Raw genomic sequence first — 23,115 nt, forward strand, 5'->3', positions numbered from 1 at the left:
AAGAAGGATCGCCTTAGCGAACGATCACGAAATGAGTGGCGAGTGCTTTCTCGGCGGCCAGATCCAGACCGGTCAGATGCGCTTCGCTGACTTCGGCCAACCGCACCACGGCGCGACCGCGACGCACCACATCGGATTCGCCCAGCGGGCCGTAGAGAATGGCGACAGCGTTCTCCGTGCCGTCCTCAGCAGTCGGTTCGTACGGTGCGAATTCGCCGGTGGCGGTCACCAGTCCGAGAATTTGGCCCGGCCACAATGCTGGCCCCGCCGCGACATTGATCGCTTCGCGCGAGATCGTGCCGGCGCCCTCGGACAGCAGGAATTCACCTGCGTGCATCGGTTCCTGTTTGATGGTCATGCTCGTGCTCCTTTCGCGCCGTGCGCGGTTCCAGTTTGAGCCGCTTGGCGAGCAGCCCAAATCGAGTTGGGATCAGGTTGTTTGGCCAGCACCTTGGGCGCTGGGTCATCCGCCAGCGGCAGACTGTTGTCGATTTCAAAGCCTTTGCCGCTGGTGACAATCTTGTCGAACAGACGCGCCCGAACCGCCGCCGCATCCAGACCGGCCGCGACATACTCGGCGCTGAATTCCGGCAGACGCGCGGCGACGCAGAGGTCGTTCACCGCCTTGGCGCGAGCCAAGCCGGCGAGAACGATTTCCTCGCTTTCGAGCTGGGTAGAATTGAGCAGCGGCTCGACCAGATTGCTGATGCCCGCTGCCGTGCAACGCTGAGTAATCATCAGTGCCAACTTTGCCGAGTCGACTACAGGCGGCACCAGGGGAGGATCGACAGGTTCAAGTTCGGGATCCGGTTCAGGTGGCTCGTCGAGCTGGGCCACCAACTCAACCGGAGCGTGTTGGAACCGTTGCAACACCGCGCCTTGACCGAGGCATGCTTTGACCTTGATGCCGTCGCCGACTTCGTCTGCAAGACCAAGAGCCACCGCTTCGTTAGCAGTCAGCCAGGTCTCAGCATCAACCATTCGCCGCAGCTCGGCGACATCGATGTCAGGCGCCTTGGCCTTATAGGCCGCGATGATCGCCTCCAAGGTTTGATCCAATACATCAGCGACCCGACGGAAGTCCTCAGCGCCACCGCCTGCATAGGTGTATGGGTTGTGAATCATCAACATGGCGTTCGCCGCGATGACTACGCGGTGTGCACCGCACACGGCGACGCTGGCCGCACTGGCAGCGAGCGCATCGATTCGTCCGGTGCAGCGCTCGCCCAGACGCGACAGCGCGTTATGCATGGCCAGACCGTCAAACAGGTCACCGCCGATACTGTTGAACGCGGCGATCACCGGGGACACACCATCATCCATGGCGCGCAGATCCTGCACGAACTGATTGGCTGTGATGCCCCACGCGCCGATCTCGCCATAGACGAAAACCTCGATCACTCGCTCGGTGGCTTCTCCGCTGGCCTGCAGGGCGTACCAGGTCTTGTCCTGAACCTCGACACGTTTGCCGGCGCGGTTGTAAATGCGCGGTCGCGCTTGTTTGCTCATGGTTGCTCCTTGTCGTCGGTGTCTCCGACGGCATCAAGGGTGTTGTAGTTGAGGCCCAGTTTTGTGGCCCGCGCCAGATCGGCGGCGTTTTCAAGATCGACCGTTTCCGCGTCGTAGCCGGTGCGCAGGACCATCTCACTGCGAGAGGAAAACCCAGCCTGTACTTCCATCCGGCGTGCCTGCACGTCCTGCACTGGCTGGATGTAGGCCCAGCCTTGAGGCACCCAGCGAGTACGCAGGTACCGGCGGCGTTTTTGCGCGTAATCGTCCAGCACCAGGACGCCAGACAACACCGCCATGTCCATCCACGCCGCCCGTACCGGGCGGCAGAGTTGATGCACGTACACGCTGAACTGCAGTTGTTCCAGGCGGCGCCGAAACTCGTTGAGTACCACCCGCAATGCTCGGTCGTTGATGCCGCGCATATCGCCGGTGAGGATTTCGTAAGGCGTACCCGACCCCGCTGCAGCAGCCATCAGTTGCTGCCGCATGAAGTCTGGGTAGTTGTTGCCGGCGTCCGGTGGTTTGGAGAACTCAACCTCTTCGCCCGCGCCCAGTTCCTGCATGGTGCCGGGTTCGAGCGCGACCATCGGGGTGAAGCCGTCGCGATCCAGATCGAGCGGCTGACCGGTCACCGGATCTCTGGGAAGTGGTCCCGAGTCAGGCGCCGGACGCTTGATGAAACCGGCGAACAGATTGGCCACCTCTTGGCGGAACAACACTGCGTCGTCGTAGTTGTCGAGACTGCGCAGGCGCTTGAGCACCGGCGACAATCGCGGCACTCCGCGCAACTGGCCCGGCTCGACCGGTTCGAAGATGTGCAGCACCTGAGTCGCCGGCACGCGGACCAACTGGTTGTAGCCGGCGTTCAGCGAGGCCGCATCACGCGGATGCGACAGGTACATCCAGTACGCCACCCGCTTGCCGCCCGGAGTGAACTCGATGCCGGCGCGGATGACGTTGCCGTTTTTGGTGGTCTCGAATTTGTCGTGCGGCACGAACTCCGGTGCGAGGATCTGCAGCTGCAGCGGGACCGCCAAACCTTCATCCAGACTGCGAGGACGCAACCGGACGAAGCACTCGCCCGAGGTTTCCACCGTTCTTGCCACCAGCGCCTGCTGACCGTAGAAGTCGGTGCGATCATCCGCATCCGACTCATCGACCCAATCCCCCCAAAGCTCCTGCAGTAGCTTGCGCAAGGCATCGTCATCAGTCGTCGGCCGAGGTGTGATTCCAGTGCCGATCAGATTACTGACGCGCTTGTCGATGACGTTGAAGGCATACGGGTCATTGCGAACCGCTGCCCGTGAGCGCGACCGCAGATTGCGCAGGGCGGGAGTGTTGATGCTGTTGATCCCGTTGTCGGGAGCGTCCCAGCCAGTAGAGCGGCGCCCTTCTCCAGCGCCTTCGTAACTGGCCTTGATGTTGGACGGCAGGACAAATCCGTTACGGGTCAACGTTGGAAATTGTCGGGCCATCAGACCCCCTTCCCTGCATGGTAAAGCCGGACCACGCGCGAGCGTGGCCCGGCAGCGCTGGCAAGCGAAGAGCGTATCTCTTCGCGCGCCTTGAGAAGTTCATCGACCGTGCGGTATTCCACGGTGCGGTCGGTGTAGCGCACAGTTTTCTCACCGCGAGCAATGGCCGCCTCAACCGCGTCGAGGTGCTTTTTCGTAAAGGACATATCAGCGTCTCTTCAGGTAGCCGCTGGCTGAGCTGCGGCGTTGAGGGGGGGCTGCCGGTCGCGATTGTGTAACCGGTGCAGCGGGTGGTGGTGCGGGTTGGGCTTGACGTACAGCAGCGGGTGCCGGTGTTTGCTCAGCATCAAGTCGCTCGCCCTGGACAGGCTTGATGCTCAAGGCGTCATCGAACAAGCCGGACTGCGCCAGGGCTTGTCGCACCCTGTCCCAATCGTGTTCCTGGTAGCGGTTGATGCCGAGGTAATGCGCCATCGCAAGGCAGTACACCATCAGGTCGAGCGCTTCGTTACGCTCGGCCTTGCCTTTCACCCATTCGATGCGCTTGTGTCCGCGCACGTAGCGCACGACCTTGCGTTCGGCGACGCACTGGGCGAAAAACTCGTCTGGCAGGTCGTTGGCAAAGTGCAGCGATCCCGGACCGTCCGGGAATGGATAGCGATTGTAGATCCAATCTTTGGCCGTATCGGTGCCGACGAACCACAGCTCGGCACCGTTGCGTTCGGTCTGGCCCTTCCACGTCACGTCAACCATGGACGGGCGCTGTGCAATCACAGGTCGGCCCGGCTTGCTCGCGCCTTTGATGGCGAAGATGTTGCGCCAGCGACGGACGCGGCAGAACTGGTAGACCTCATCGGTGTGATGACCACCAGAGTCGACACCCACGGCGAGAATCGCCAGACCCACACCGCAAGGATGCCGGTAACGAGCCTTGAGTTTCTCATCCAGCACCGCCCAGGTGCGTTCGTCTGCTGGGTCACCCCAGATGATCTGGTGGTCAACAACCCAGCGCTCCATGCCGACGCCGAAGCCCATCACCATCAGTTCCAGACGATTGGCCTGGACGTCGACGGCGCCGGTAAGCATCAGCACACCTGACGGCATCGCGCCGAGAGTGTAGTTCTCCAGCCGCGCCCGAGCGATCAGCACCTCGGCCTTGGTCTGTTCGAGTGCGCTGTCCCATACCTTGGCAAGACGCGTGTTGTAGAACACTTGCATCAGGCTGGTATCACCTTGAGCCTGGGCTTTTTTGGCGTCCTCAAATTCGATTGCAAGCGAAGCCCAGTCCATCCACCCGGTCGGCGAGTACAGCGCGTTGAGATGAAAGCCAACGGTCTTGCCGTCGCCAGCCGCATGGGCGCGCCACTCGCCTCGGGCAAGCATGTCGCTCTTATGGTGTTCCTCGATGAGCACGTCGCACTCAGGCGCTGCACACTCGTAATGCACAGTGCTGAAGTCCTTACTGTAATGCAGCCGCTCCCACTCCAGCACCTGCATGTGACCGCAGTTAGGACACGGCACGTAGTAATGCCGCTGGTCGCTGGACTCAAACAGATCCGAAATCCGCGAGGCGCCCTTGATCGTTGGCGAGCTGGAAAAGTAGATCTTGGCGTTACGACCGAAGTTGGTGGCCCGAGTCTCAGCCAAACGAATGGGATCACCTTCTTGGCCGACGTCGTTCTCCCAACGATCAACCTCATCGCCGTAGATGTAACGTGCCGATAGCTCAGACAGGTTGGCCGCGGAACCAGCGGTGGTGACGTACAGCGAACCACCCTCGAATTCCTTGGTGTCCATCGTGTTGCGCGCGTCCCGCGAACGGGTGGCAGCAACTCTCTCGCGCAGCACTGGTGTGGCCTTGATAGTTTTGCTGATTCGTCCCGAGACCCGTTTGGAAAGGCTCAGGCTCGGCAGCAGCGCCAAGATGTTGGACGGCGCCATGTGAATCAGGCCGCCCATCCAGTTCAGAGCGATCTGGGTTTTCATTAACTGCGAGGCCACCATGGTGACCACGCGTCTGCAAGGATGAGCCGGCGACAGGCAGCGCATTGGCTCGCGGGCATAAGGTGTCCGTGAGGTGCGGTACTGGCCGGGCTCAGGGGCACCGGTGTCTCGCGGGATCCGCATGTACTCGTCGGCCCATTCATCGATCCAGAGATCGGGGTCTGGGCGCAGTCCACGGAAATAAGCCTCACGGTACACCTCTGCACCGTCAGGAAATTCCGTGTGCATGGGTTCAGTCCATAGTCATGGCGTGGTCAAGGTCCGCTGCGGAGAGGCGCTCCGCTTCTTCCAGCGTTCGGCGGAAGGTGGCGGTCAGGTGTTTTTCGATCAGCCAAGGATCGGTCATGGCCGCCAGGTCATGGGACAGTTGCGGTAGCGGACCGAAAAGCTGATCGCGCAACAAGCGGCCGGCGTTGTAGGCACCAGTTTCGACTGCCTCCTTGGAGACCAGCGCGCCTTGGGCTTTGCCGAGCTCGATCTCCGCGAGCTTGGCCATGTTGTGCTCGCGCAGGGCGCGGGCCTTCTGGAAGTCGGGGAGCTTGCCGTCGACGGTAAGCGCCTGCGGCGGCGCAGCCGTGGAAGTCGGCTCGGCCTGGGTGGACAGTTGGCTGTAAACGTCACGCTGAATCCGGCCCTGCTGGTGTCGTTCGGCGATGGCGACCTTGCTCGGGTCGGCAGTGTCACGAATCAGCGCTTCGGTGGCATGCACATCAACCTGTTTGCCGTTGGGCGATAGCACCAGACGGTTGTTGTCTTTCAGCCAGGTGATGTAACTCGGCGACCTGCCGAGCCGGGCCGCGAAGGCGCTCTTCGACAGGTAGGTTGGTTCTGTCATGAGCCCTCCTTTTTCAACGTATTTCAATGAACCCTTTCAAGATTTCAATGACTGAAATTTCAGTAAGCTGGGGAGCCTGCGGCTAACAGTTTCCCGCGGGTTTCCGACCCCGTACCCTCCGAATAACCCCAGGGTCCCCGGCGGTTTCAGGCTGGTCCGCCGCCATTCGGCGGGACATCGCACACGCCAAGCCGCTTGGCAGCCCAGCGTTCGTACAAGCCGATGGCAACATCTGCACCGGCCATTGCCGTGAGACAACCCAAGGCGCCCGCCGTCCAGAGCGACATGCCCGCCGCGATCATCAGCATCATTGCCGATACTCCGCAAACAATGCAGGCACCAGATCGAAGCGCCAGCCGACGCATCAACGCCCAGCCCCGGGCACCATCCTTGTCCGCTCGCCACATCTCACCGGATACGCCGCCGACCAGAGCCAGGACGATCACCAACCAGATCGGCATTTCTGCCAGCGCTTGCTGCTCATTTGTCATGTTGTGCCTCAAGTGAAGGAGCATGCCGGACACAAAAAAGAAAACCCCGCCGGAGGGCAGGGTTTTCAATGTCGCGGCATGCGCCAGGACGAAGTGCACAGCACGTGCTCGGGGAAGCGCCAAGGCGCAGAATCCATATCGTGGGGACTTTTTACCCCCTGAGTACGGAACCGAAAAGGGGACATTTTCGGTTATCCAACTTGACGCAACTTTGACGCAACTTTGAGGAGACTTTGAGGCAAAGCGCCCCGACCAACGGTAAGCCACTTTCGTGCGTCCTTGCGCTCGGCCAGCACCTCAAAGAGTCGCACATGAAGTCGGTGTACAAGATCGTAGTAGGTTTGCTTCGCCTTTGAGACGTAGCCCAGTTCGTGCATCTGCGCTGCCCATGTTGGTGCAGGGTCAAAGCCATAACGCATAACCGCCAACTGTTGCAGCCTTTCACCCCGACCATCTTGCCGGGCTATCTCGGAAAGGGCGGCACCAACTTCCTGCGCAATTGCATCTGGTCCCGCACCACCGCCGAGAAGGATCCGAGAACCGGGTGTGCCTCGCGGCGCGCAACCGCTCCACTCCATGATCGTCGCCATCGGGCTACCCATGCCTCCGGCGTCACCGCCGTGTCGGCATTCCTCGCCCCAATGTTTCAGCAATAACTCCATCGCCTCAATCATTGCCCTGCCCCCGAAACCCAACCCGACACAGAAAAACCCCAACCCGACACAAACCCAACACACATAAATCCCTTTAAATTCAATGCTTCAATCAAACTTGAGTTGAGTGTGTTGGGTTTGTTGGGTTTATCAGTCTTCGCATAAGAAAAAATTCCTTCCGTTGAATTCGTTGCAAAGAACGTCATGTATGCGCGTGCGCGACACAAAACCCAACACACCCCACACAACACCCGCGAAGGCATGTAATTAGGGCACTCAAATTGTGTGGGGTATTCAAAATCAACCCGACACACACTCAACACACCCAACACACTTTTGAAAATAGTCATGCTGCAAGCGCCTTGATGTGATCCCAGCTGTCCACGTGCCAACCCGCCAGCTTGGCCTTCGCCCGCCAGTTCTCTACCTGCTTGCCCAGCTCTGCCGCCTTGAGTGATGGGGGCGGGGAAGCATCCAGATCCACAGGAAAGAAAAACGCGCCGAAGCGACGGTTATTGCCGTCAGTCCAGGGTATCGCCCGCGTTTTATCCACCTCAGAACTGATAAATAGAGAGAACTTGGTCTGACTCATCACGTGCTCTTTGTTGCGCTGGCACCATTCGAGAAACAACGAATAGAGGTCGGTCGATAGACACGGTCCCCAAAGCCCATGCCCCAGCTCGCTGTACTTCCACAGATGCAAGAATGTTTGCCAGCCGGCCCGACTCAACGCCACCAAACGCTCGCGCGCCTCTGTGGATGGCGGCCGCGTGCGCTGGTTGAAGTCCCCTAGATCGACCGACAGTAACCAACCGTAGAGCGCCGCCACTCCACCCTGCTCCAGTTCACGACCAATCGCCTTTTGCCGTGCGACTGGCAGAGTCTCCATAGGCCACATGACTAGCATTCGACGATCACTGTCGCTGATTGGCCAGGGAAGAATCTCGTTGCTGAGAAACACCGCATTCATATGGTTGGCTTCTTCCCAGCCATTAATGAATTTCGACTCCATCCGCACCGTTTTACCAGTGATCAAGTGCTTGATCTTGCCCACCTGGTTGTAACGTTGATCGCGACTGACGACCTCTTCAAAGACCGACCACAATTTGCGGCTTTGCCACGCGTTGAAACTGCTTTCCAACTGCGTCTGACCAACAGTCGCCGCGTATTGGCCATAAAGCATGCCAAGCGCGTCAGCGAACAACAGGCTCTTGCCCGAACCTTCCATAATCGAATGCATCAAAACAGCGGTGTCCATCTTGGCGCCCAAGTGCTGCAGCGGATACGCCAGCCAGCGAGTTAGCCAATCGGTTGCAGCTTCATCATGGTTACAAAGAAATGAGATCAGCCAACGCAGGTTGGCACACGCTGCATCATCTCTGACTGGCTCAAGCGGCAACCCGTCAAAGGTATTGATGTACACCGCAGGATCCTTCGTCATGGTCGGATCAAACACGATGTGTTCAACATCGACGGTGCGGCGCTCGCTGCTGTTCAGCCACAAAGTGTAAGTGTCACCCAGCGCCATCTTCACCGCGCCCTCGGCTATGCGCCGCTTCTTTTCGCGATCCCAAACGTCTTTGGTGCCATCGATGTAAACGTAGCGATCAGTTGGAGACATCCCGAATGCACCGCCTTTCTTCCCAGCCATACGGCGCGCCTGCTCGATCTCGCGAACATGATCGTCAGAAATCAGCCTCTTTCCGGTCTCGTCCAACCAAGCTTTGGCCAGTGGCTTGCCCACACGAGCTTCGAAGGCGGACTTCTTCATTACCTTCGATTGGTCGCAATCCCACACGTGCGTGGTGCCCTCGACCAACGCGAAACGACGCAGAATGTGGTCCAACGTTATGACCTCCCCCGCCCCCCCGTCAGGAGCAGGAGCGGCCTCGCTGGACGGGCATGTTTCGCCGGAGATCGGCCCGCTCAATTCACCGGATGGGGTGGGGGGAAGGTCATTCGGATCTGGACGGGCGGCGTGTTGCATGCCCAACATTCGCGCAGCATCCTTCACAGCCTTCGACTGGTCGCCACCGTGCTCGAGTAAGCAGAACACTTCAAAGGCGTCGTTCTGATGTCCGTTCGCGAGAGGGTCAGCACCGTGGTGCGAATAAACCTTGTCCTCGCTGATCGTCACTCCTGGCAGACCGGTGCTGCTTTGAGGGTACAGCCACTTATTGCCTCGCTTGATGTATCCATGGACACGAAGAAGCTCCGCGACATCGTGACAGCGGTTGAATTCATCAATTACCGAGGGCCGTTTGCCGCCACCGAGTGCAGGACGCTTTTGGGCTTTGACCGGTGGCTTCGGTGGCGCAACCGCCCATGGACACGCAGCTTCAGCATCTCGCTTAAAGAACTCCCAATTCTGCCAAATGGTAAGCAGTTCGTTGGTCAGCGTCGGCAACCCCTCAGTAGCACTTGGAGCAGTTTTCCAGATGTAAGGTTTGCCGGTACCGGGATGAATTGATGGTGGAAATACGTCTTGCACCAATCCCGCACGTAGTTCAAAGACCGTGAAGCGTTTGAACGGTTCTGCTTCGGTTCGTGCAGCAGCTTCTGCGGCAAGATCACCCTGCTCTTTCGCGCACTTGGCCTTGTCCATCAACCCTTTGAAAATCGAACCGTCCGGGTCTTTTTCATTCGGCCATGAAAGTGAATGACGCGTGAGTTCAATGCCTTCCGGCAACTTGAAAACCACCCGGAATCGCAGCGGATTCCCGACGATAGTCGGGAACACCACTGCCATTGCATCAAGGTCAAGGCCCAACAGTTCATACAGAACATGACGCGTCCATTGAACGTCATCAACATCCAATGAACAAACGCGGCTCGGCCCCAGCACGACGCCAAGGTTGTGATTTGGGTTTCGTTGCCAGAACGCCTCGGCCGTGTCGGCGTCGGTGATATAGCCTCCGGGCTTATTCCACCCTAGGCCTTTAGGAGCCTTTTCACCTGGATCAATCGATACGAGTGCCAAGTCAAAAGTACTGATGTAACGCTTTGCCCATGTAGCGATGGCTGTTCCTTTGTCCGACTCACTCATCGCCGGGCCTCCCGCAACTCCTGACAAGAGACGCAGGTCTCGCAACCTTCAACCTTCTGCTGTCGAAGCAACGGGATTGGTTCGTCGCAGTCGTCACAGAACTGCGCGCTAACGCGGCTCGATGGCACGCGGCGACTACGATGAATAGCAACATCAAGCAGGTATTGCGCCTGCTCGTTTGCGCGGTCGATATCATCAGCCATTGATGCGATCCTCCATCGCCTGCCGAGCGCCCGCCATGATTCCAAGGACTTCGCGGATCACATCCATTCCGTGCTTTTCGAGATCCACGACTTCATGAAGCTCCCAGACGTTGTCCGCCGCGCCGTCGTGCATCTTGGCCACGAATTCACCGGTTTCCCCGAGTAGCTTACCAACCGCTTTCAAGGCATCACGGGTTGCCGGTACGGCCACGGGCCGGTACCAAACCGCACCTGCTGGACGCATCAATGCGTCCAGCAAGCGTGGATCAGCGGTTAGCCTGATCACTTCCTCAAGCTCATCTGGATTCAGCCAGCGGCGTTCTTCATCGAGCTTGAGTTTTTTCTGGAGGGTGTCGTTGTCCAACACCATTTCAAAGGCAAGGGCGGTAATTCCGCCCTTGTAGTCACGACCGGCGCGATAAATCGCTTGGCGTAGTGGCAGGACCGGACCAGCGTCCGGCAAAAGATCTGTTCGACTCATAACCGTAAATCCCCTATTTACGGTGTAGCCATAGTCCAGGGTAAACCCTATCCTACGACCACGACCGATGTGCATGTGCTGTGTATCGTCGTAGTCGGGCTGGGGGATTCTTTGGTGAGAGGCCCCAGCTCGACACCTTTTAAGCGGCCCTGACCTTGCGGCGCGATCCGATTGGACGAATCTCTACCGCTGTACAGGCCCCCTTCTCATCAACCCGAACTCGAATATCCCGAGCTGAGTTGAGCATTTGAGAGACAGCGCTTTGCGATACCCCGATCAGTAAAGCTAGCTCTGGTTGAGTCTTACCCTCGGCGAAATCTCCCAAGGGAATTCCTATTTCGTTTGCCATCCACGTTTCCTCGAATGGGCGTTGCGGCACGGATATTAGTGCTACTTCTTTTAAACATCAAGAAAAAAGACGTAGTGCTGTTTTGAAAAAATAAGTCTTCCTTATAAATTGGGATGCATGATTACCTCGATACCCTTTTCTGCCGACGACGAGACCCGAAAAGCCGAAGCCACGCGCTTGAAGGCTATTTATCAGGATCGCAAACGGCATGATCCCTCCCTTACCCAGGACAAAATCGCCGATCTGTGCGAATGGGCTGGGCAAAGCGTTGTCAGCCAATACTTAAATGGCCGAATCCCTCTCAACATCGGAGCGCTGATCAAATTTTCGAATGTCTTGGGCTTTTCGCTTGAAGAGGTAAGTCCACGTCTCGCTGCTCTCGCCGAAATGCCCCGCCTGCGGCATTCGCAGGGCGGCAATGAACGCTCAAGCCCCCCCGACTGGGAAATGCATCAGATTGAAGTGTGGGATGACGAGACCCCGCTCGGGCCTGATGAAGTAGAGCTGCCATTCTTTAAGGAAGTGGAATTGTCTGCGGGTAATGGATCTCAGGTTAGGCTTGAAACAAATGGACGTAAGCTTCGCTTCGGGAAACGTACTCTCAAAAGAAAAAGCATCGATCCTGCTTCTGCTGGTTGCGCTCCAGTAACTGGGAACAGCATGGAGCCAGTGCTTCCGGATGGCAGTACCGTGGGTGTAGACACCGCGAATACAGTCGTTCAGGACGGCAAGATGTACGCCATTGATCATGACGGACAGTTGCGCGTGAAGCTTCTCTATCGATTACCAGGCTCAGGTTTGCGCTTACGGAGCTACAACACAGAGGAACACCCGGACGAACGCTACGATGGCGACTACGTCCAACAGCACATTCGTATCATCGGGAAGGTTTTCTGGTATTCGGTGATGCTTTAAGAGATCCCTCCCCCAAAGGCCCGTAAGGGTCTTTTTTTTCGTCTACTAATTTTATTTACCAAGTTTTATAAGTGATACTGTTGACATATTAAATCAGTAACACTAATTTTGCATCGGAATCTACCTCTCACCAAAGAGATCAAACCATGCAAATCACACAGCAAAGCAACACCCGCTGCCCTGTTTACCTGCACCCCTCCGCATGCAGCAGTCGCGCCGCAGTTGAAGACCTACAGCTTCGCACGGGACTTCTCGTCGTCAGCAACCCCAAGGGCCGTCCCGCCGCTATCAGGCCAGTCATTATCGCTAACACATCCGAAGCCACTGCAGGGCCACTCGGAGACGACGCGGCATGAATAACTACCTCATCCCCCTCACTAAACAAGACCTGCTGCATCACATGCTCCAGGTTGGTGGAGGTGCCGTCTGCCGTCTTCAACGACCAGAGCAAACCATCTATGCAAGGTTTGATGTGGAGCTCACTCAAAACAGCGCAGTCGTCAGCGTTGAATTGGGAGGTCGCACCGGCGAACTGACCCTCAAGCGGTCGGACCGAGCCAATCACCTTCACCTGCGGGATTTCATCCAGGACATTGCGAACGGCCGAATTGAATCAGCTCAACCCGCGCCACCCGAGCAGTCCGGCCGACTGGCGCAAATTGATCGAGCACTTGCGGACTCGGAAGCATTGCTTGCCCGCGTTCGCAAACTGATCGCTGCCTGAGGACTGCGCCATGAATCGCACCCTGGACGAAACAGCCGCATTGCTCGGACTCAAGCCCCGCGCCTTCCGCACCAGGTTGCGCGAGCTGAGCATTCTCAACAGCAGTGGCGATCTAGCCAGCCAGCACCGTGATCGCGGCTATCTGTATTCGGATCCGCGCAGCACCGTGATTCCGTCCCTCAACAAATGCCGTCATTACTCCGTGGTGATGGTGAAGGAAGAAGGGATCGAATGGTTGGCCAAGAAGCTAGGAATCATCATTAACAAAAAGGACGCCGCTGCATGAAAACCAACAACCTTAATGCCTACACGCAAGCCCTCGGCGCCCTGAAGCTGATCCCGATCTACTTGAACTGCCCGGGGGTAGTCAGCCGCGCAACGCTCGTTGGAGCCTCGACGGAAGCCATCCAATTAATGGAAAGCATGCCAGTACTAAGCACCGAGCTGGCCGAAGTATTCCGCTGCGTCAACAACGTGATCCTTGACGGGCAAGTCGCCTACGTTACGCCGACCAACTCGCCTGAGTACCCATTCGGCGCCGTAGTGGCTGACGCCAAGGGCAACATTTGTGCGGCTGCAATGGGCAAAAGTAAGGAAGGCCTGGCCGAGCTGATTCGCCTCAAGTTGCTGCCCCCATCGGAGGGGTACGGGGAGAACGCAGCATGAACAACACACTAGAACAATTGCGACGTCAATTCGCTACTCCATGCCCGACCCTGGCGGCAGTTCGGGAACAGTACTTCGCTCACATTCGCACCGACCGCTACCTACTTGCCGAGATAAAGGCAGGTCGTATCGCGCTGGTCGTGAAGCGTCTACACGGGTCGGCTCGCGCCCAAAGAGTGGTGTACCTGCACGACTTGGCCGAGTTCCTCGACGCCCAAGCGGCTAAGCAAGCAGCTTGATTTGAACTTGGGTTACCACTTACACCCCCGCCGGCTTCTCACCAAGCATCCCGGCGGAGGATTTCACAGAGGCTCACAGCACATGACCACGATCCAAATTTGCGCGCTAATCATCCTAATCGCTTTTACCGGCCTCCTCGTATGGGCCGGCTACAAAATGGGACGTAGCGATGGAAAGCTAGAAGCGGACGATAGTCAGCACGCTGAGTTCGCCAAAACTATCCGTCAGTTGGAAGCTTCCGCCCAGTTCATTCGCACTGATCACCGAAATCTGGCGAGGCAGTGGAGACAACTCAGAGAAAGCCAAACATTCGGATCAAAAGAGCAGCGAGTTCTGCTCGATATTGCAGAGCACCTCCGGGTTGCTGCTGAAACATTCAGTGCATTTCGCACAGGCAAAAAACTTGAGCGAGACACCCGGTTCCTTCGCGAGCAGGCACTGATCATGGCCGGGCTGCTGCAGGTGGTTGTGCAAGGAGAAGGCGTATGAACACCTCATTCTCCTACTTCGGACCAACTCACTATCGCATGTCAGATGAAACCAGCGTGCGCTTACATGTTAGTGACCAAGTTCCGACTGGCAACAACCATTTACCCGCGCTACATGCTGAGAAAAACAAGCGTTGCGATGACACTGCGGAACCATCGCTGCCCTCCTACCACCTGGACAAAATTCCAGAAGACAAGATGGCCGAGTTGGTCGGCACCACACGCCGAGCGCTCCAAGGCAAGCGCGCGAGGGGCGTCATTCCCAAAGGTGTCTGGAACACCATCGATAGCCGCATTTACTACAGCCTGAGGAGATACGAAGCATGGCTCGAGAGCCAATGGGATTGCCCACCGGAGTTGAATTTGCTGGACAGTCCGTCCGCATTCGCTTCACCTGGAACGGGCAACGCCGCTGCGAAACCCTCCCCTATCCCCAAACGCCGAAGGGGATTAAGGCTGCCGCCGACTTACGCGCTAACGTAACCAGTCTGATTAAGCATGGCGTGCTCGATGATCAGCGCTACGCCGAGCTGTTCCCCAATTCCACTTATGCCACCTACTCAGCGACTCCTCGTTTCGGGGAGTACGCCCAGGAATGGCTCAACAGTCGCGAGATCGTGGCCGGGACTCGAAAGAACTACCTTGGCTCGCTCAATCTGTACTGGATGCCCTATCTGGCGATGCTACCCATGGACAGCATCACGTCGGTGATGCTGCGCAAGGTAGTAGCCAATACAGAATGGCCGACGCCGGGTGTAAAGCGCGCGGCGATTCAGCGCCTGACCACGGTGTTCGGTACCGCAGTAAAAGACGGACTGATCAACCGTAACCCGGTGGAGTCCATCGAGCTGCCGGTAAAGGCCAAAAAGCCCATCGATCCGTTCACGGTTGGCGAGGCCAACCAGATCATTGATCACCTATATAAAACGCTGACCCATTCGATGCGGATCTACGCGGCCTACTTCGAGTTCGCCTTCTACACCGGCATGCGCCCCAGCGAGATCGCGGCGCTGCGCTGGGAAGAGGTCGACAAGGAAAAGCGGCTGGTGAACGTGTGTCGGATCGTCGCGGATTACAAGATCGAGGAGCGAACCAAAACCCGCAATGAACGGCAAGTGATGCTCAATAGCCGGGCGATGCACGCCATCGAGGTCGCCGAGCAAATTGCCGAACAACGTGCGAAACAGAGCCGTAGGAAGCAGCCGAAATCGCCCTATGTGTTCCCACCCACGAAGAATTTCGAGTTCATCCAGCAGTCCAGCGTCACCGACAAACACTTCCAGGCGGCACTGACCGAATTGGAGATTCGCGCCCGTCGGCAATACAACTGCCGACACACATACGCCACGATGTGCCTCATGGCGGGTATGAACCCTGCATTTATTGCGAGTCAGCTAGGTCACAACGTCCAGATGTTGCTTTCGACATATGCTAGGTGGGTTAACTCCGACACCGACTGGAGCGAAATCGGGAAACTGGAAAGGAGCATAATTCACTCGCTATGAGCCCAGGCCAGGCCAGGTCAGCTCCAAAGGAAACCCATAAACAACCGATATAAATTAGTCTTAAATATCAATAAGCTAATATTATTTATCGTTATTTTACTAGCGTTTCGCTGAGTTGATCCGGCACTTTCTCATCCATGGTCCACCCCTGGGCACCTCCCAATACGCATGCATTACAGATACACTGTCATCACCTTGCCACCACGCGCCATGCCAAAAAATCGGGGTGAATTTCGTCGAGCCGTCGGACCCGATACAAAATATCAATCAATGCAGTGTCTCTTTTAAGGTACATTTGTGATGTACGAAGTGGAACACGTACTGTCTGCCAATGGAGTGGATATTTACCAAGCTTGGCTCGACACCGTGCGAGACATGCGATGCAAAGCAAGAATCACCACCAGAGTCGACCGAGCCTCCCTTGGTCACTTTGGCGACACCGAGCCGGTAGGTGATGGGGTCTACGAAATGAAGTTGAATTTTGGTCCTGGATTCCGCGTCTATTACGCAATCCAAGATCGAAAGGTTGTCTTCCTTTTGGGCGGAGGCTCAAAGGATAGACAGCAAAACGACATCGAACAGGCCAAGGCTCTTTGGAACTCTTTTAAGGTGAAAAGAAAATGACAACTCGCACTCGTTCTCATGAAGATAGCGTTCTAGAAATGCTTAGAGACGACGAAGCATTTGCCATCGAATATCTTTCCGTAGCGCTTGAAGAAATCGACGAAATCGGTGGAGAGGATGCATTCCTTGTAGCCATTCGCCGACTCGTAGAGGCCAGGGGTGGCATGGGAACCCTCTCGCAGAGTACTGGCCTAGCCCGAGGCAATCTGTACAGATCCATAGCAGTAGGTGGAGACCCAAGACTTTCTACCCTTCTCAAAGTGCTTCAGGCACTAGGTATAGGAATGTCTAAAGTAGTCTCGCATCGAGCGGAAGAAGCTTGCGCCTGAGATAGTCGATACAGCAAAAAAAATGCCTCAGCTATGCTGGGGCATTTTTTTTGCGGCAACGGAAGTAGCGAAATCTGAGGAATCACAACGGCTGAAAATCAATCAGCCGACACATGCAAGGGCTAAAGACCGAAGCAAAGCCGTAACCAGAAAAAAACGCTGTCATCACCATCAAACGAAACAGACCACAAAAACGAGAAGGCCGCGGATCAGATCCGCGGCCTTCTTCTTAACGCTTGCTATCAGGAGTCGTATGGGTTGGAACCCACGTGCTCCCCGGCTTGCTGGTTGGAGGTAACGGCTTACCATCAGGCACAGCCGCGAAATTATCTTTCAAGCCACCACGTGGGCCTTGCTCTTGAAAGATGCCGCCTTCTTTTCCGGTGCTTTGACCGGGTTTTTTACCTTCTGCCATGGAGATTCTCCCAATTGGCAATGATGCCTCGAAGGAGCTACAAACGCTGATACACATCACTACGTTGCGTAAAAACGCACGCGCATATAGAATCAATAAGCTTGTAGCTACTTGTTGGCTATGGTTTCTGATTTGGGAAGGTGTGCAAAATCGTCCCCAATTCAGCCTGGAAGTCCCGCGTGCGAAAGCACTCGGGACTTTTTTCATGGCGCCAAAAAAACGCCGTCAATTGCCGACCCCTACATCTAGAACCGACGAAGAGATAATAACCATCTCTTTTAAGAGAAATCAACTTATTTTTTATGCACATTGCCCTGTTGATAAGTCTGTGGATAAGTCAAAAGAGCTTGATACTTGGATGAACCCGTTAGGCAATGAACAAAGGGGCTAGCTCGTATGCATGGCATGCAAAAAGCGATATCAAAATGCCACCATACTTATACACACGTATCTTGTGTATTTTAACTGGATCCAAATGGAACAACACTACATGTAGTGTTTCACCCTTCTAAAACAGAAAGCTAAATGATAGGAGTCAAATTTTCGGCTCCAGCGCATACCACTTAACGAACTGTCAATCGAGGTGGTAATGCTGCGGCGATTATCAACCGCCCCCTTGAATAAATGACGGCACTGAGAATAGTGATTCGCGCCCGCCGGCAATACAACTGCCGACACACATACGCTACCATGTGCCTCATGGCGGGAATGAACCCTGCATTTATTGCCACTCAGCTGGGTCACAGCGTTCGGATGTTGCTCTCGACCTACGCCCGATGGATCAACCAGCACCGACTGGGCGAACTCGGGAAACTCGAAAACAGCTCGATTGGTACAAAATTGGTACAGACAGAACAAGTACCCTCCTGAAACCCTTATGGAATCAGCCTCTGTGACACTGGAACAGAATTACACCGCGATTCTCGGCCAATTGGGCGAGGACGTGTCCCGCGAGGGCCTGCTCGACACGCCAAAGCGTGCCGCCAAAGCCATGCAGTACCTCTGCCGCGGTTATGCACAGACGCTCGAAGAGGTCACCAATGGTGCCCTGTTCAGCTCAGACAACAGCGAAATGGTGCTGGTCAAGGACATCGAGCTGTACTCGCTGTGCGAACACCACCTGTTGCCGTTCATCGGCAAGGCGCATGTCGCTTACATCCCGAGCGGCAAAGTGCTGGGCCTGTCGAAGGTCGCGCGAATCGTCGATATGTACGCTCGCCGCCTGCAGATTCAGGAAAACCTCAGCCGCCAGATCGCCGATGCGGTGCAGCAAGTCACCGGCGCGCTGGGCGTGGCCGTGGTGATCGAGGCCAAGCACATGTGCATGATGATGCGCGGTGTCGAGAAGCAGAATTCGTCGATGATCACTTCGGTGATGCTCGGTGAATTCCGCGAAAACGCGGCAACCCGCAGCGAATTCCTCAGCCTCATCAAGTAATTCGCAACAGAAAAGAACCGGCGTTGATCGCCGGTTTTTTTTCGTCCGCGAAAAATCGGGTAAGCTGCGCGCCCTTCTTCATTTGCACCGTGAGGCTTTCAACGTGTTCGTCAAAGCGCTTCGTGTCGGCCTCGGCCAACTGGTTATCTTCATCGATTTCATTACCCGTCCGGGCAAGAAAAAACGCCCCGCCGCTGCTCAGGCGCAAGTCGACGCTGCGGCGAGAGATCTGACGCTGTATCAGTTCCACGCCTGCCCGTTCTGCGTGAAAACCCGTCGCGCACTGCATCGTCTGAATGTGCCGGTGGCGCTCAAAGACGCGAAGAACAACGAGCAGGATCGCCAGACCCTGCTGGAACAGGGCGGCCGAATCAAAGTGCCTTGCCTGCGTATTGAAGAGAATGGACAGACCACCTGGATGTATGAATCCAAGGTGATTATTGATTATCTGGATAAGCGGTTTGCTGCTGTCTGATGTTTGTGGGGTGGGCCGGTAGTCGCCTTCGCGAGCAGGCTCGCTCCCACCCTTGAAATGCATTCCACCCTGTGGGAGCGAGCCTGCTCGCGAAGAGACCCGAACTGACGACGCAGGCCCTTGAGCTGGCGATTTTTCTAGGCCGCCCTCTCCAGTTGCGCCCGCCGCACCACCGCCGCCATACGCTTCAGCCCTTCATCCAGGCGCGCCGGATCAATGTGGCTGAAGTTCAAACGCAAATGCCCATGATGCTTGTCCGGCTCAGGGAAAAACGGCTCACCCGGCATAAACGCCACGTCGTTGGCCAACGCCTCGTTGAGTAACGTACGCGTATCCAGCGGGCGTTTGAGCGTCAGCCAGAAGAACAGCCCACCCTGGGGCATATTCCACTCAGCCAGGTCGGCAAAATGCTCTTCCAGCGCCAACTGAAACGCATCGCGCCGCTGCCGATAGAAATCACGCAACTCGCTTAAATGCTGTTGATATTTTTCGGTGCCGATCCATTGCAGCGCCTGCCACTGGCCGATGCGATTGGTGTGAAGATCCGCCGATTGCTTGAGCTTGAGCAGGTGCGGGAACAGATCCGGGCTAGCGATGAGGTACCCGACACGCAATCCCGGGAGCAAGGTTTTCGAGACGGTGCCGGTATAGATCCAACTGGCTTTATTCAAGCGTGCGGCAATCGGCTTGACACTGCCGCCATCGAAGGTCAGCTCGCGGTACGGCTCGTCTTCAATCAGGGTGACGCCGAACTCATCGAGCAACGCGGCGACGGCTGCGCGTTTGGCCTCGCTGTAGCGTACGGCGGATGGATTCTGGAACGTCGGGATCAGGTAGATAAATGCCGGGCGGTGCTGTTGCAGACGGTTGCGCAGTTGCGCCAGGTTGGGACCGTCGGCTTCCTGCGGCACGGTCAGGCAGTCGGCGCCGAACAGCTGGAAGATTTGCAGCGCGGCCAGATAGGTTGGCGCCTCCAGCAGAATTTCCGTGCCCTTGTCGATGTACAGCTTGGCCGCCAGATCCAGGGTTTGCTGCGAGCCGCTGACCACCAGCACCTGACTCGCCTCGCATTCCAGACCAAGCGCCCTCGCCTCTGCCGCCAAGGCTTCACGCAAGGCCGGCTCGCCTTCGCTCATGCCGTACTGACCAAGCGATAACGGCAACTCCGCCCACTCCACTTTCGGCAACATCGCTTCGGCAGGCAAGCCGCCGGCGAATGACATCACTTCTGGACGCTGAGCGGCAGCAAGGATTTCTCGGATCAAAGAACTTTTCAGGCGCGAGACACGTTCGGAAAAAGCCATGGAGGTCACCGTAGCGAGGGATGCGAAAAATGAGTCAAACTGGTTGACTGAAATTACGACAGCTTGAGCGAGTACGTCAACATGCTTGACCTTAAGAACCCCACTAGCCAACAACAGGCGATGGAAGCGTTTTTCTTCGGCTACCAGGCGTTCACTGCCAAGGCAGATGAAATGCTCGAGCGCCGCGGACTCTCGCGGGTGCATCAGCGCATCGTGTTTTTCATCGCACGCTACCCGAACCTCAGCGTGAAGGAGCTGCTGGCCCTGCTCGGCGTGAGCAAACAGGCGCTGAACATGCCGCTGCGCCAGTTGCAGGAGATGCATCTGGTCGACAGCGTCGCTTCACAGACGGACAAACGTAAGCGCCTGCTCGAGCTGACGGCGGAAGGCGCGAAGTTCGAGCAGGCGTTGCGCCGGGAGCAGGTGAAATTGCTCGAGCGGGTGTTTGCCGAGGCTGGGGAAGCGGCGGTGAATGGCTGGTTGGCGGTGAATCTGGCCTTGGGTGGCAGTCTGACAATTCTTGAGTGAATCAACAGGCGCTTTCGCGAGCAGCCTCGCTACCACATGGGAACGCATTACAAAGGTGGAGCGAGCCTGCTCGCGAATGGCTTGATAGCCATATATCCCTATCAACAAAAAAATCGGCGACAAAACCCAAAACAATATTTGCTTTATTTGTACACAAAAGCATAATCCACTGCGTGCGAGTTCCTGACTACACGGTCAACAAATTCGCGTATGCCTCAAAGGGCCGCTGCCACCCCTCATGGGTCCGGCCCTGGAAATAACAATAAAACTCTTGAGGAGTACTCGCTGTGGAAAGCCGCAAATCCGAAGCACCGCCGCTCGAGCTCACGCCGCCATTACGCAATGGCCTGCTGGAGCGTCTGTTCAAACTCAGCTTGCATGGCACCACGGTGAAGACCGAGCTGATTGCCGGTCTGACAACCTTCATCACCATGGCTTACATCATCTTCGTCAACCCGAACATCATGGCCGACGCCGGTATCGATCACGGTGCGGCCTTTGTCGCCACGTGTATTGCCGCGGCATTGGGCTGCCTGTTGATGGGCCTGTACGCCAACTGGCCGGTTGGCCTGGCACCGGGCATGGGCCTCAACGCCTTCTTCACCTACACCGTGGTCGGCACCATGGGCTACAACTGGGAAACCGCGCTCGGCGCGGTGTTTGTTTCGGGTGTGCTGTTCATGTTCCTGACCTTTTCGCGGATTCGCGAGTGGCTGCTCAACAGCATTCCGGTCAGCCTGCGTTTTGCGATGGGCGCCGGTGTCGGTCTGTTCCTCGGCCTGATCGGTCTGAAGACTGCCGGGATCGTCGTCGACAGCCCGGCGACGCTGATCAAACTCGGCTCGCTGCGCGAACCCGGCCCACTGCTGGCCGCGATCTGCTTCCTGATGATCGCGATCCTCAGTTACCACCGCGTGTTCGGGGCGATCCTCATCAGCATCATCACCGTCACCCTCGCCGGCTGGGGTCTGGACCTGGTGCACTACGAGGGCATCATGTCCGCGCCGCCGAGCCTGGCGCCGACCTGGATGGCAATGAACGTCGCCGGTGTGTTCAACGTCAGCATGATCAGCGTGGTGCTGGCCTTCCTCTTTGTGCACATGTTTGACACCGCGGGCACCTTGATGGGCGTGGCCCAGCGCGCCAATCTCGTCGCGGCTGACGGTCGCATCGAAAACCTCTCGCGGGCGATGAAGGCCGACAGCGCATCCAGCGTATTCGGCGCCGTGGTTGGCGTGCCTCCCGTGACAAGTTACGTGGAAAGTGCCGCCGGCGTCGCCGCTGGTGGTCGGACTGGTCTTACCGCGGTCACCGTGGGTGTGCTATTTATAGCGGCCATGTTCTTCGCCCCGTTGGCTGGCATGATTCCCGCTTATGCCACGGCTGGCGCACTGATCTACGTGGCGATGCTGATGATGGGCGGCATGGCCCACATTGAATGGGATGAAGCAACCGACGCGATTCCGGCGATTGTCACGGCGATCATGATGCCGCTGACCTTCTCCGTTGCCGACGGCATCGCATTGGGCTTCATCACGTATGTGGCGCTGAAGGCCGGCACCGGCAAGTACAAGGAAATTTCCGTCAGCCTGTGGGTGCTCTGCGCGATCTTCATCGCCAAGTTCATCTTCCTGTAAGCGCTGCGCGGTTCAGGCTTCAAACCAGCCTCACCCTCACGGGTGGGGCTTTTGCGCATTTCGATAACAACAAAGGAGCAAAACGATGAGTCTGGAAACCTGGCTGCTGTTCAGTGGCGCTGCACTGGTGGTGATCCTGATCCCGGGACCGCTGTCGTTGCTGATGATCAGCAACAGTCTGAATTATGGTTTGCGCCGGTCTTACCCGGCGTTTCTCGGCGGGGTGATTGCCTCGGTCTGCCTGCTCAGCGCTTCGGCGCTTGGCCTCGGTGCTCTTTTGCTGGCATCTGAGCAGCTGTTCAGCGCACTGAAAATCGTCGGCGCGCTGTACCTGTTCTATCTCGCCTGGCAGAGCTGGCAACAATCGCGGCAGCCATCCACGGGCGCCGAAGTTCCTGACGCCGCACCGGTGCCGCGCTTTCGCACACTGTTCGGGCGTGCCTTCGTATTGGGCGCGAGCAATCCGAAGGACATCCTGTTCTTCGCCGCATTTCTGCCGCAGTTCCTCAGCGCCAACCAACCTTTTCTGCCGCAATTGCTGATCATGATCGCGACCTGGGTGGTACTCGACCTGTGCTGCAAGCTGGCCTACGGCCTGGGCGCCCATGGCGCAGCGCGGTATCTGCGCAGCGGTAAAGGCCAGAGCTGGTTCAACCGGATCAGTGCCGGATTGTTTGGCGGCGCCGGCGCGGCATCATTGCTCAGCAGTCATTAAATAATGGCTGTTCATCCCGACTGAACGGATTCAAGTCGGGATGCTGCTGTTTACAATTAACCA

At 57.0% G+C, this 23,115-nt stretch carries 29 protein-coding genes and 1 pseudogene; 15 read left to right on the plus strand and 15 right to left on the minus strand.

The features are described 5' to 3' along the window. Nucleotides 1-13: 13 nt before the first annotated feature. The 13 genes from ACMYUN_RS05970 to ACMYUN_RS06030 all read right to left on the minus strand — a co-directional run bounded on the left by ACMYUN_RS05970 (nt 14) and on the right by ACMYUN_RS06030 (nt 11,049). Nucleotides 14-358, minus strand: a complete 345-nt coding sequence (locus ACMYUN_RS05970) for a head decoration protein (RefSeq protein WP_064364584.1) — start codon at nt 356-358, stop codon at nt 14-16. Further along, nucleotides 355-1,509: a head maturation protease, ClpP-related gene (locus ACMYUN_RS05975; RefSeq protein ID WP_415763234.1), complete on the minus strand. Its 1,155-nt coding sequence runs from the start codon at nt 1,507-1,509 to the stop codon at nt 355-357. The genes ACMYUN_RS05970 and ACMYUN_RS05975 overlap by 4 nt, the downstream gene beginning before the upstream one ends. After that, complete coding sequence (locus ACMYUN_RS05980; protein ID WP_415763235.1) at nt 1,506-2,987, minus strand: phage portal protein; 1,482 nt, start codon at nt 2,985-2,987, stop codon at nt 1,506-1,508. The genes ACMYUN_RS05975 and ACMYUN_RS05980 overlap by 4 nt, the downstream gene beginning before the upstream one ends. Beyond that, nucleotides 2,987-3,193: a phage head-tail joining protein gene (locus tag ACMYUN_RS05985; RefSeq protein ID WP_008087653.1), complete on the minus strand. Its 207-nt coding sequence runs from the start codon at nt 3,191-3,193 to the stop codon at nt 2,987-2,989. Before ACMYUN_RS05985 ends, ACMYUN_RS05980 begins: the two co-directional genes overlap by 1 nt. Nucleotide 3,194: 1 nt before the next feature. Further along, on the minus strand, nt 3,195-5,219 hold the full coding sequence (locus ACMYUN_RS05990) for a phage terminase large subunit family protein (protein WP_415763236.1): 2,025 nt from the start codon (nt 5,217-5,219) through the stop codon (nt 3,195-3,197). A gap of 4 nt (nt 5,220-5,223) precedes the next feature. Continuing rightward, entirely contained in the window at nt 5,224-5,826 is a 603-nt protein-coding gene (locus ACMYUN_RS05995; RefSeq protein ID WP_415763237.1) for a terminase small subunit, read from the minus strand. Nucleotides 5,827-5,972: 146 nt separating this feature from the next. After that, a complete protein-coding gene (locus ACMYUN_RS06000; RefSeq protein WP_034156347.1) occupies nt 5,973-6,317 on the minus strand; it encodes a phage holin family protein in 345 nt (114 codons plus the stop codon). A gap of 191 nt (nt 6,318-6,508) precedes the next feature. Continuing rightward, entirely contained in the window at nt 6,509-6,991 is a 483-nt protein-coding gene (locus ACMYUN_RS06005; protein ID WP_415763238.1) for a hypothetical protein, read from the minus strand. Next, on the minus strand, nt 6,988-7,320 hold the full coding sequence (locus ACMYUN_RS06010; RefSeq protein ID WP_415763239.1) for a hypothetical protein: 333 nt from the start codon (nt 7,318-7,320) through the stop codon (nt 6,988-6,990). Before ACMYUN_RS06010 ends, ACMYUN_RS06005 begins: the two co-directional genes overlap by 4 nt. Then, nucleotides 7,317-10,016: a DUF5906 domain-containing protein gene (locus ACMYUN_RS06015; RefSeq protein WP_415763240.1), complete on the minus strand. Its 2,700-nt coding sequence runs from the start codon at nt 10,014-10,016 to the stop codon at nt 7,317-7,319. The genes ACMYUN_RS06010 and ACMYUN_RS06015 overlap by 4 nt, the downstream gene beginning before the upstream one ends. Next, nucleotides 10,013-10,219 carry a TraR/DksA C4-type zinc finger protein gene (locus ACMYUN_RS06020; protein ID WP_101158491.1) on the minus strand — a complete coding sequence of 69 codons (207 nt, stop codon included), beginning with the start codon at nt 10,217-10,219 and terminating at the stop codon, nt 10,013-10,015. Before ACMYUN_RS06020 ends, ACMYUN_RS06015 begins: the two co-directional genes overlap by 4 nt. Continuing rightward, on the minus strand, nt 10,212-10,700 hold the full coding sequence (locus ACMYUN_RS06025; RefSeq protein WP_034156300.1) for a phage regulatory CII family protein: 489 nt from the start codon (nt 10,698-10,700) through the stop codon (nt 10,212-10,214). Before ACMYUN_RS06025 ends, ACMYUN_RS06020 begins: the two co-directional genes overlap by 8 nt. Nucleotides 10,701-10,839: 139 nt before the next feature. Beyond that, nucleotides 10,840-11,049: a Cro/CI family transcriptional regulator gene (locus tag ACMYUN_RS06030; RefSeq protein ID WP_073473042.1), complete on the minus strand. Its 210-nt coding sequence runs from the start codon at nt 11,047-11,049 to the stop codon at nt 10,840-10,842. Between the two features lie 117 nt (nt 11,050-11,166). On the opposite strand from ACMYUN_RS06030, the gene ACMYUN_RS06035 reads away from it, so the two are divergent. The 9 genes from ACMYUN_RS06035 (at nt 11,167) to ACMYUN_RS06075 (ending at nt 16,540) form a co-directional block, all read left to right on the plus strand. Next, on the plus strand, nt 11,167-11,964 hold the full coding sequence (locus tag ACMYUN_RS06035) for a LexA family transcriptional regulator (protein WP_415763241.1): 798 nt from the start codon (nt 11,167-11,169) through the stop codon (nt 11,962-11,964). A gap of 352 nt (nt 11,965-12,316) precedes the next feature. Further along, on the plus strand, nt 12,317-12,688 hold the full coding sequence (locus ACMYUN_RS06040; protein ID WP_415763242.1) for a hypothetical protein: 372 nt from the start codon (nt 12,317-12,319) through the stop codon (nt 12,686-12,688). Between the two features lie 10 nt (nt 12,689-12,698). Then, nucleotides 12,699-12,974, plus strand: a complete 276-nt coding sequence (locus tag ACMYUN_RS06045; RefSeq protein ID WP_201192734.1) for a hypothetical protein — start codon at nt 12,699-12,701, stop codon at nt 12,972-12,974. Next, a complete protein-coding gene (locus ACMYUN_RS06050; RefSeq protein WP_415763243.1) occupies nt 12,971-13,354 on the plus strand; it encodes a hypothetical protein in 384 nt (127 codons plus the stop codon). The genes ACMYUN_RS06045 and ACMYUN_RS06050 overlap by 4 nt, the downstream gene beginning before the upstream one ends. Next, the gene (locus ACMYUN_RS06055; RefSeq protein WP_415763244.1) at nt 13,351-13,593 is read left to right on the plus strand and encodes a pyocin activator PrtN family protein; all 243 of its coding nucleotides are present in this window, start codon (nt 13,351-13,353) and stop codon (nt 13,591-13,593) included. Before ACMYUN_RS06050 ends, ACMYUN_RS06055 begins: the two co-directional genes overlap by 4 nt. Nucleotides 13,594-13,675: 82 nt before the next feature. Then, nucleotides 13,676-14,083, plus strand: a complete 408-nt coding sequence (locus ACMYUN_RS06060; RefSeq protein WP_415763245.1) for a hypothetical protein — start codon at nt 13,676-13,678, stop codon at nt 14,081-14,083. 322 nt (nt 14,084-14,405) lie between these two features. After that, nucleotides 14,406-15,587 (plus strand): tyrosine-type recombinase/integrase, encoded by a 1,182-nt coding sequence (locus tag ACMYUN_RS06065; protein WP_415763246.1) that lies wholly within the window; start codon nt 14,406-14,408, stop codon nt 15,585-15,587. A 300-nt stretch (nt 15,588-15,887) separates the two neighbouring features. Further along, nucleotides 15,888-16,211 (plus strand): type II toxin-antitoxin system RelE/ParE family toxin, encoded by a 324-nt coding sequence (locus tag ACMYUN_RS06070; RefSeq protein ID WP_415763247.1) that lies wholly within the window; start codon nt 15,888-15,890, stop codon nt 16,209-16,211. Then, nucleotides 16,208-16,540: a DNA-binding protein gene (locus tag ACMYUN_RS06075; protein ID WP_415763248.1), complete on the plus strand. Its 333-nt coding sequence runs from the start codon at nt 16,208-16,210 to the stop codon at nt 16,538-16,540. The genes ACMYUN_RS06070 and ACMYUN_RS06075 overlap by 4 nt, the downstream gene beginning before the upstream one ends. Before the next feature lie 229 nt (nt 16,541-16,769). Here the strand turns inward: ACMYUN_RS06075 and ACMYUN_RS06080 are convergent, their stop codons facing one another. Beyond that, on the minus strand, nt 16,770-16,955 hold the full coding sequence (locus ACMYUN_RS06080) for a YjzC family protein (RefSeq protein ID WP_415763249.1): 186 nt from the start codon (nt 16,953-16,955) through the stop codon (nt 16,770-16,772). A 624-nt stretch (nt 16,956-17,579) separates the two neighbouring features. Between ACMYUN_RS06080 and ACMYUN_RS06085 the strand changes: the two are divergent. The 3 genes and pseudogenes from ACMYUN_RS06085 to ACMYUN_RS06095 form a co-directional block, all read left to right on the plus strand. Further along, nucleotides 17,580-17,825, plus strand: a pseudogene (locus ACMYUN_RS06085) (site-specific integrase); the annotation flags it as partial. 22 nt (nt 17,826-17,847) lie between these two features. Beyond that, nucleotides 17,848-18,393: a GTP cyclohydrolase I FolE gene (gene folE, locus ACMYUN_RS06090; protein ID WP_205970537.1), complete on the plus strand. Its 546-nt coding sequence runs from the start codon at nt 17,848-17,850 to the stop codon at nt 18,391-18,393. A gap of 103 nt (nt 18,394-18,496) precedes the next feature. Next, nucleotides 18,497-18,868, plus strand: coding sequence for a glutathione S-transferase N-terminal domain-containing protein (locus tag ACMYUN_RS06095; RefSeq protein ID WP_415763250.1), 372 nt, complete (start codon nt 18,497-18,499; stop codon nt 18,866-18,868). A 137-nt stretch (nt 18,869-19,005) separates the two neighbouring features. Here ACMYUN_RS06095 and ACMYUN_RS06100 read toward each other — a convergent pair whose 3' ends face one another. Further along, the gene (locus tag ACMYUN_RS06100; protein WP_415763251.1) at nt 19,006-20,172 is read right to left on the minus strand and encodes a PLP-dependent aminotransferase family protein; all 1,167 of its coding nucleotides are present in this window, start codon (nt 20,170-20,172) and stop codon (nt 19,006-19,008) included. A gap of 81 nt (nt 20,173-20,253) precedes the next feature. On the opposite strand from ACMYUN_RS06100, the gene ACMYUN_RS06105 reads away from it, so the two are divergent. The 3 genes from ACMYUN_RS06105 to ACMYUN_RS06115 all read left to right on the plus strand — a co-directional run bounded on the left by ACMYUN_RS06105 (nt 20,254) and on the right by ACMYUN_RS06115 (nt 23,052). Beyond that, the gene (locus tag ACMYUN_RS06105) at nt 20,254-20,700 is read left to right on the plus strand and encodes a MarR family winged helix-turn-helix transcriptional regulator (RefSeq protein WP_039763874.1); all 447 of its coding nucleotides are present in this window, start codon (nt 20,254-20,256) and stop codon (nt 20,698-20,700) included. Between the two features lie 287 nt (nt 20,701-20,987). Continuing rightward, on the plus strand, nt 20,988-22,337 hold the full coding sequence (locus ACMYUN_RS06110) for an NCS2 family permease (RefSeq protein WP_039763812.1): 1,350 nt from the start codon (nt 20,988-20,990) through the stop codon (nt 22,335-22,337). Nucleotides 22,338-22,422: 85 nt separating this feature from the next. Beyond that, nucleotides 22,423-23,052, plus strand: coding sequence for a LysE family translocator (locus tag ACMYUN_RS06115; RefSeq protein ID WP_039763810.1), 630 nt, complete (start codon nt 22,423-22,425; stop codon nt 23,050-23,052). The last annotated feature ends 63 nt before the right edge of the window (nt 23,053-23,115 follow it).

The sequence above is a fragment of the Pseudomonas sp. CP4 genome (genome assembly GCF_047758505.1).
Taxonomy (GTDB): domain Bacteria; phylum Pseudomonadota; class Gammaproteobacteria; order Pseudomonadales; family Pseudomonadaceae; genus Aquipseudomonas; species Aquipseudomonas fluorescens_AO.

Bases quoted from the DNA above. Each gene is read 5' to 3' on its own strand.
- ACMYUN_RS05970 (WP_064364584.1), bottom strand. From the start codon at position 358: ATGACCATCAAACAGGAACCGATGCACGCAGGTGAATTCCTGCTGTCC.
- ACMYUN_RS05975 (WP_415763234.1), bottom strand. From the start codon at position 1,509: ATGAGCAAACAAGCGCGACCGCGCATTTACAACCGCGCCGGCAAACGT.
- ACMYUN_RS05980 (WP_415763235.1), bottom strand. From the start codon at position 2,987: ATGGCCCGACAATTTCCAACGTTGACCCGTAACGGATTTGTCCTGCCG.
- ACMYUN_RS05985 (WP_008087653.1), bottom strand. From the start codon at position 3,193: ATGTCCTTTACGAAAAAGCACCTCGACGCGGTTGAGGCGGCCATTGCT.
- ACMYUN_RS05990 (WP_415763236.1), bottom strand. From the start codon at position 5,219: ATGCACACGGAATTTCCTGACGGTGCAGAGGTGTACCGTGAGGCTTAT.
- ACMYUN_RS05995 (WP_415763237.1), bottom strand. From the start codon at position 5,826: ATGACAGAACCAACCTACCTGTCGAAGAGCGCCTTCGCGGCCCGGCTC.
- ACMYUN_RS06000 (WP_034156347.1), bottom strand. From the start codon at position 6,317: ATGACAAATGAGCAGCAAGCGCTGGCAGAAATGCCGATCTGGTTGGTG.
- ACMYUN_RS06005 (WP_415763238.1), bottom strand. From the start codon at position 6,991: ATGATTGAGGCGATGGAGTTATTGCTGAAACATTGGGGCGAGGAATGC.
- ACMYUN_RS06010 (WP_415763239.1), bottom strand. From the start codon at position 7,320: ATGACTATTTTCAAAAGTGTGTTGGGTGTGTTGAGTGTGTGTCGGGTT.
- ACMYUN_RS06015 (WP_415763240.1), bottom strand. From the start codon at position 10,016: ATGAGTGAGTCGGACAAAGGAACAGCCATCGCTACATGGGCAAAGCGT.
- ACMYUN_RS06020 (WP_101158491.1), bottom strand. From the start codon at position 10,219: ATGGCTGATGATATCGACCGCGCAAACGAGCAGGCGCAATACCTGCTT.
- ACMYUN_RS06025 (WP_034156300.1), bottom strand. From the start codon at position 10,700: ATGAGTCGAACAGATCTTTTGCCGGACGCTGGTCCGGTCCTGCCACTA.
- ACMYUN_RS06030 (WP_073473042.1), bottom strand. From the start codon at position 11,049: ATGGCAAACGAAATAGGAATTCCCTTGGGAGATTTCGCCGAGGGTAAG.
- ACMYUN_RS06035 (WP_415763241.1), top strand. From the start codon at position 11,167: ATGATTACCTCGATACCCTTTTCTGCCGACGACGAGACCCGAAAAGCC.
- ACMYUN_RS06040 (WP_415763242.1), top strand. From the start codon at position 12,317: ATGAATAACTACCTCATCCCCCTCACTAAACAAGACCTGCTGCATCAC.
- ACMYUN_RS06045 (WP_201192734.1), top strand. From the start codon at position 12,699: ATGAATCGCACCCTGGACGAAACAGCCGCATTGCTCGGACTCAAGCCC.
- ACMYUN_RS06050 (WP_415763243.1), top strand. From the start codon at position 12,971: ATGAAAACCAACAACCTTAATGCCTACACGCAAGCCCTCGGCGCCCTG.
- ACMYUN_RS06055 (WP_415763244.1), top strand. From the start codon at position 13,351: ATGAACAACACACTAGAACAATTGCGACGTCAATTCGCTACTCCATGC.
- ACMYUN_RS06060 (WP_415763245.1), top strand. From the start codon at position 13,676: ATGACCACGATCCAAATTTGCGCGCTAATCATCCTAATCGCTTTTACC.
- ACMYUN_RS06065 (WP_415763246.1), top strand. From the start codon at position 14,406: ATGGCTCGAGAGCCAATGGGATTGCCCACCGGAGTTGAATTTGCTGGA.
- ACMYUN_RS06070 (WP_415763247.1), top strand. From the start codon at position 15,888: ATGTACGAAGTGGAACACGTACTGTCTGCCAATGGAGTGGATATTTAC.
- ACMYUN_RS06075 (WP_415763248.1), top strand. From the start codon at position 16,208: ATGACAACTCGCACTCGTTCTCATGAAGATAGCGTTCTAGAAATGCTT.
- ACMYUN_RS06080 (WP_415763249.1), bottom strand. From the start codon at position 16,955: ATGGCAGAAGGTAAAAAACCCGGTCAAAGCACCGGAAAAGAAGGCGGC.
- ACMYUN_RS06100 (WP_415763251.1), bottom strand. From the start codon at position 20,172: ATGGCTTTTTCCGAACGTGTCTCGCGCCTGAAAAGTTCTTTGATCCGA.
- ACMYUN_RS06105 (WP_039763874.1), top strand. From the start codon at position 20,254: ATGCTTGACCTTAAGAACCCCACTAGCCAACAACAGGCGATGGAAGCG.
- ACMYUN_RS06115 (WP_039763810.1), top strand. From the start codon at position 22,423: ATGAGTCTGGAAACCTGGCTGCTGTTCAGTGGCGCTGCACTGGTGGTG.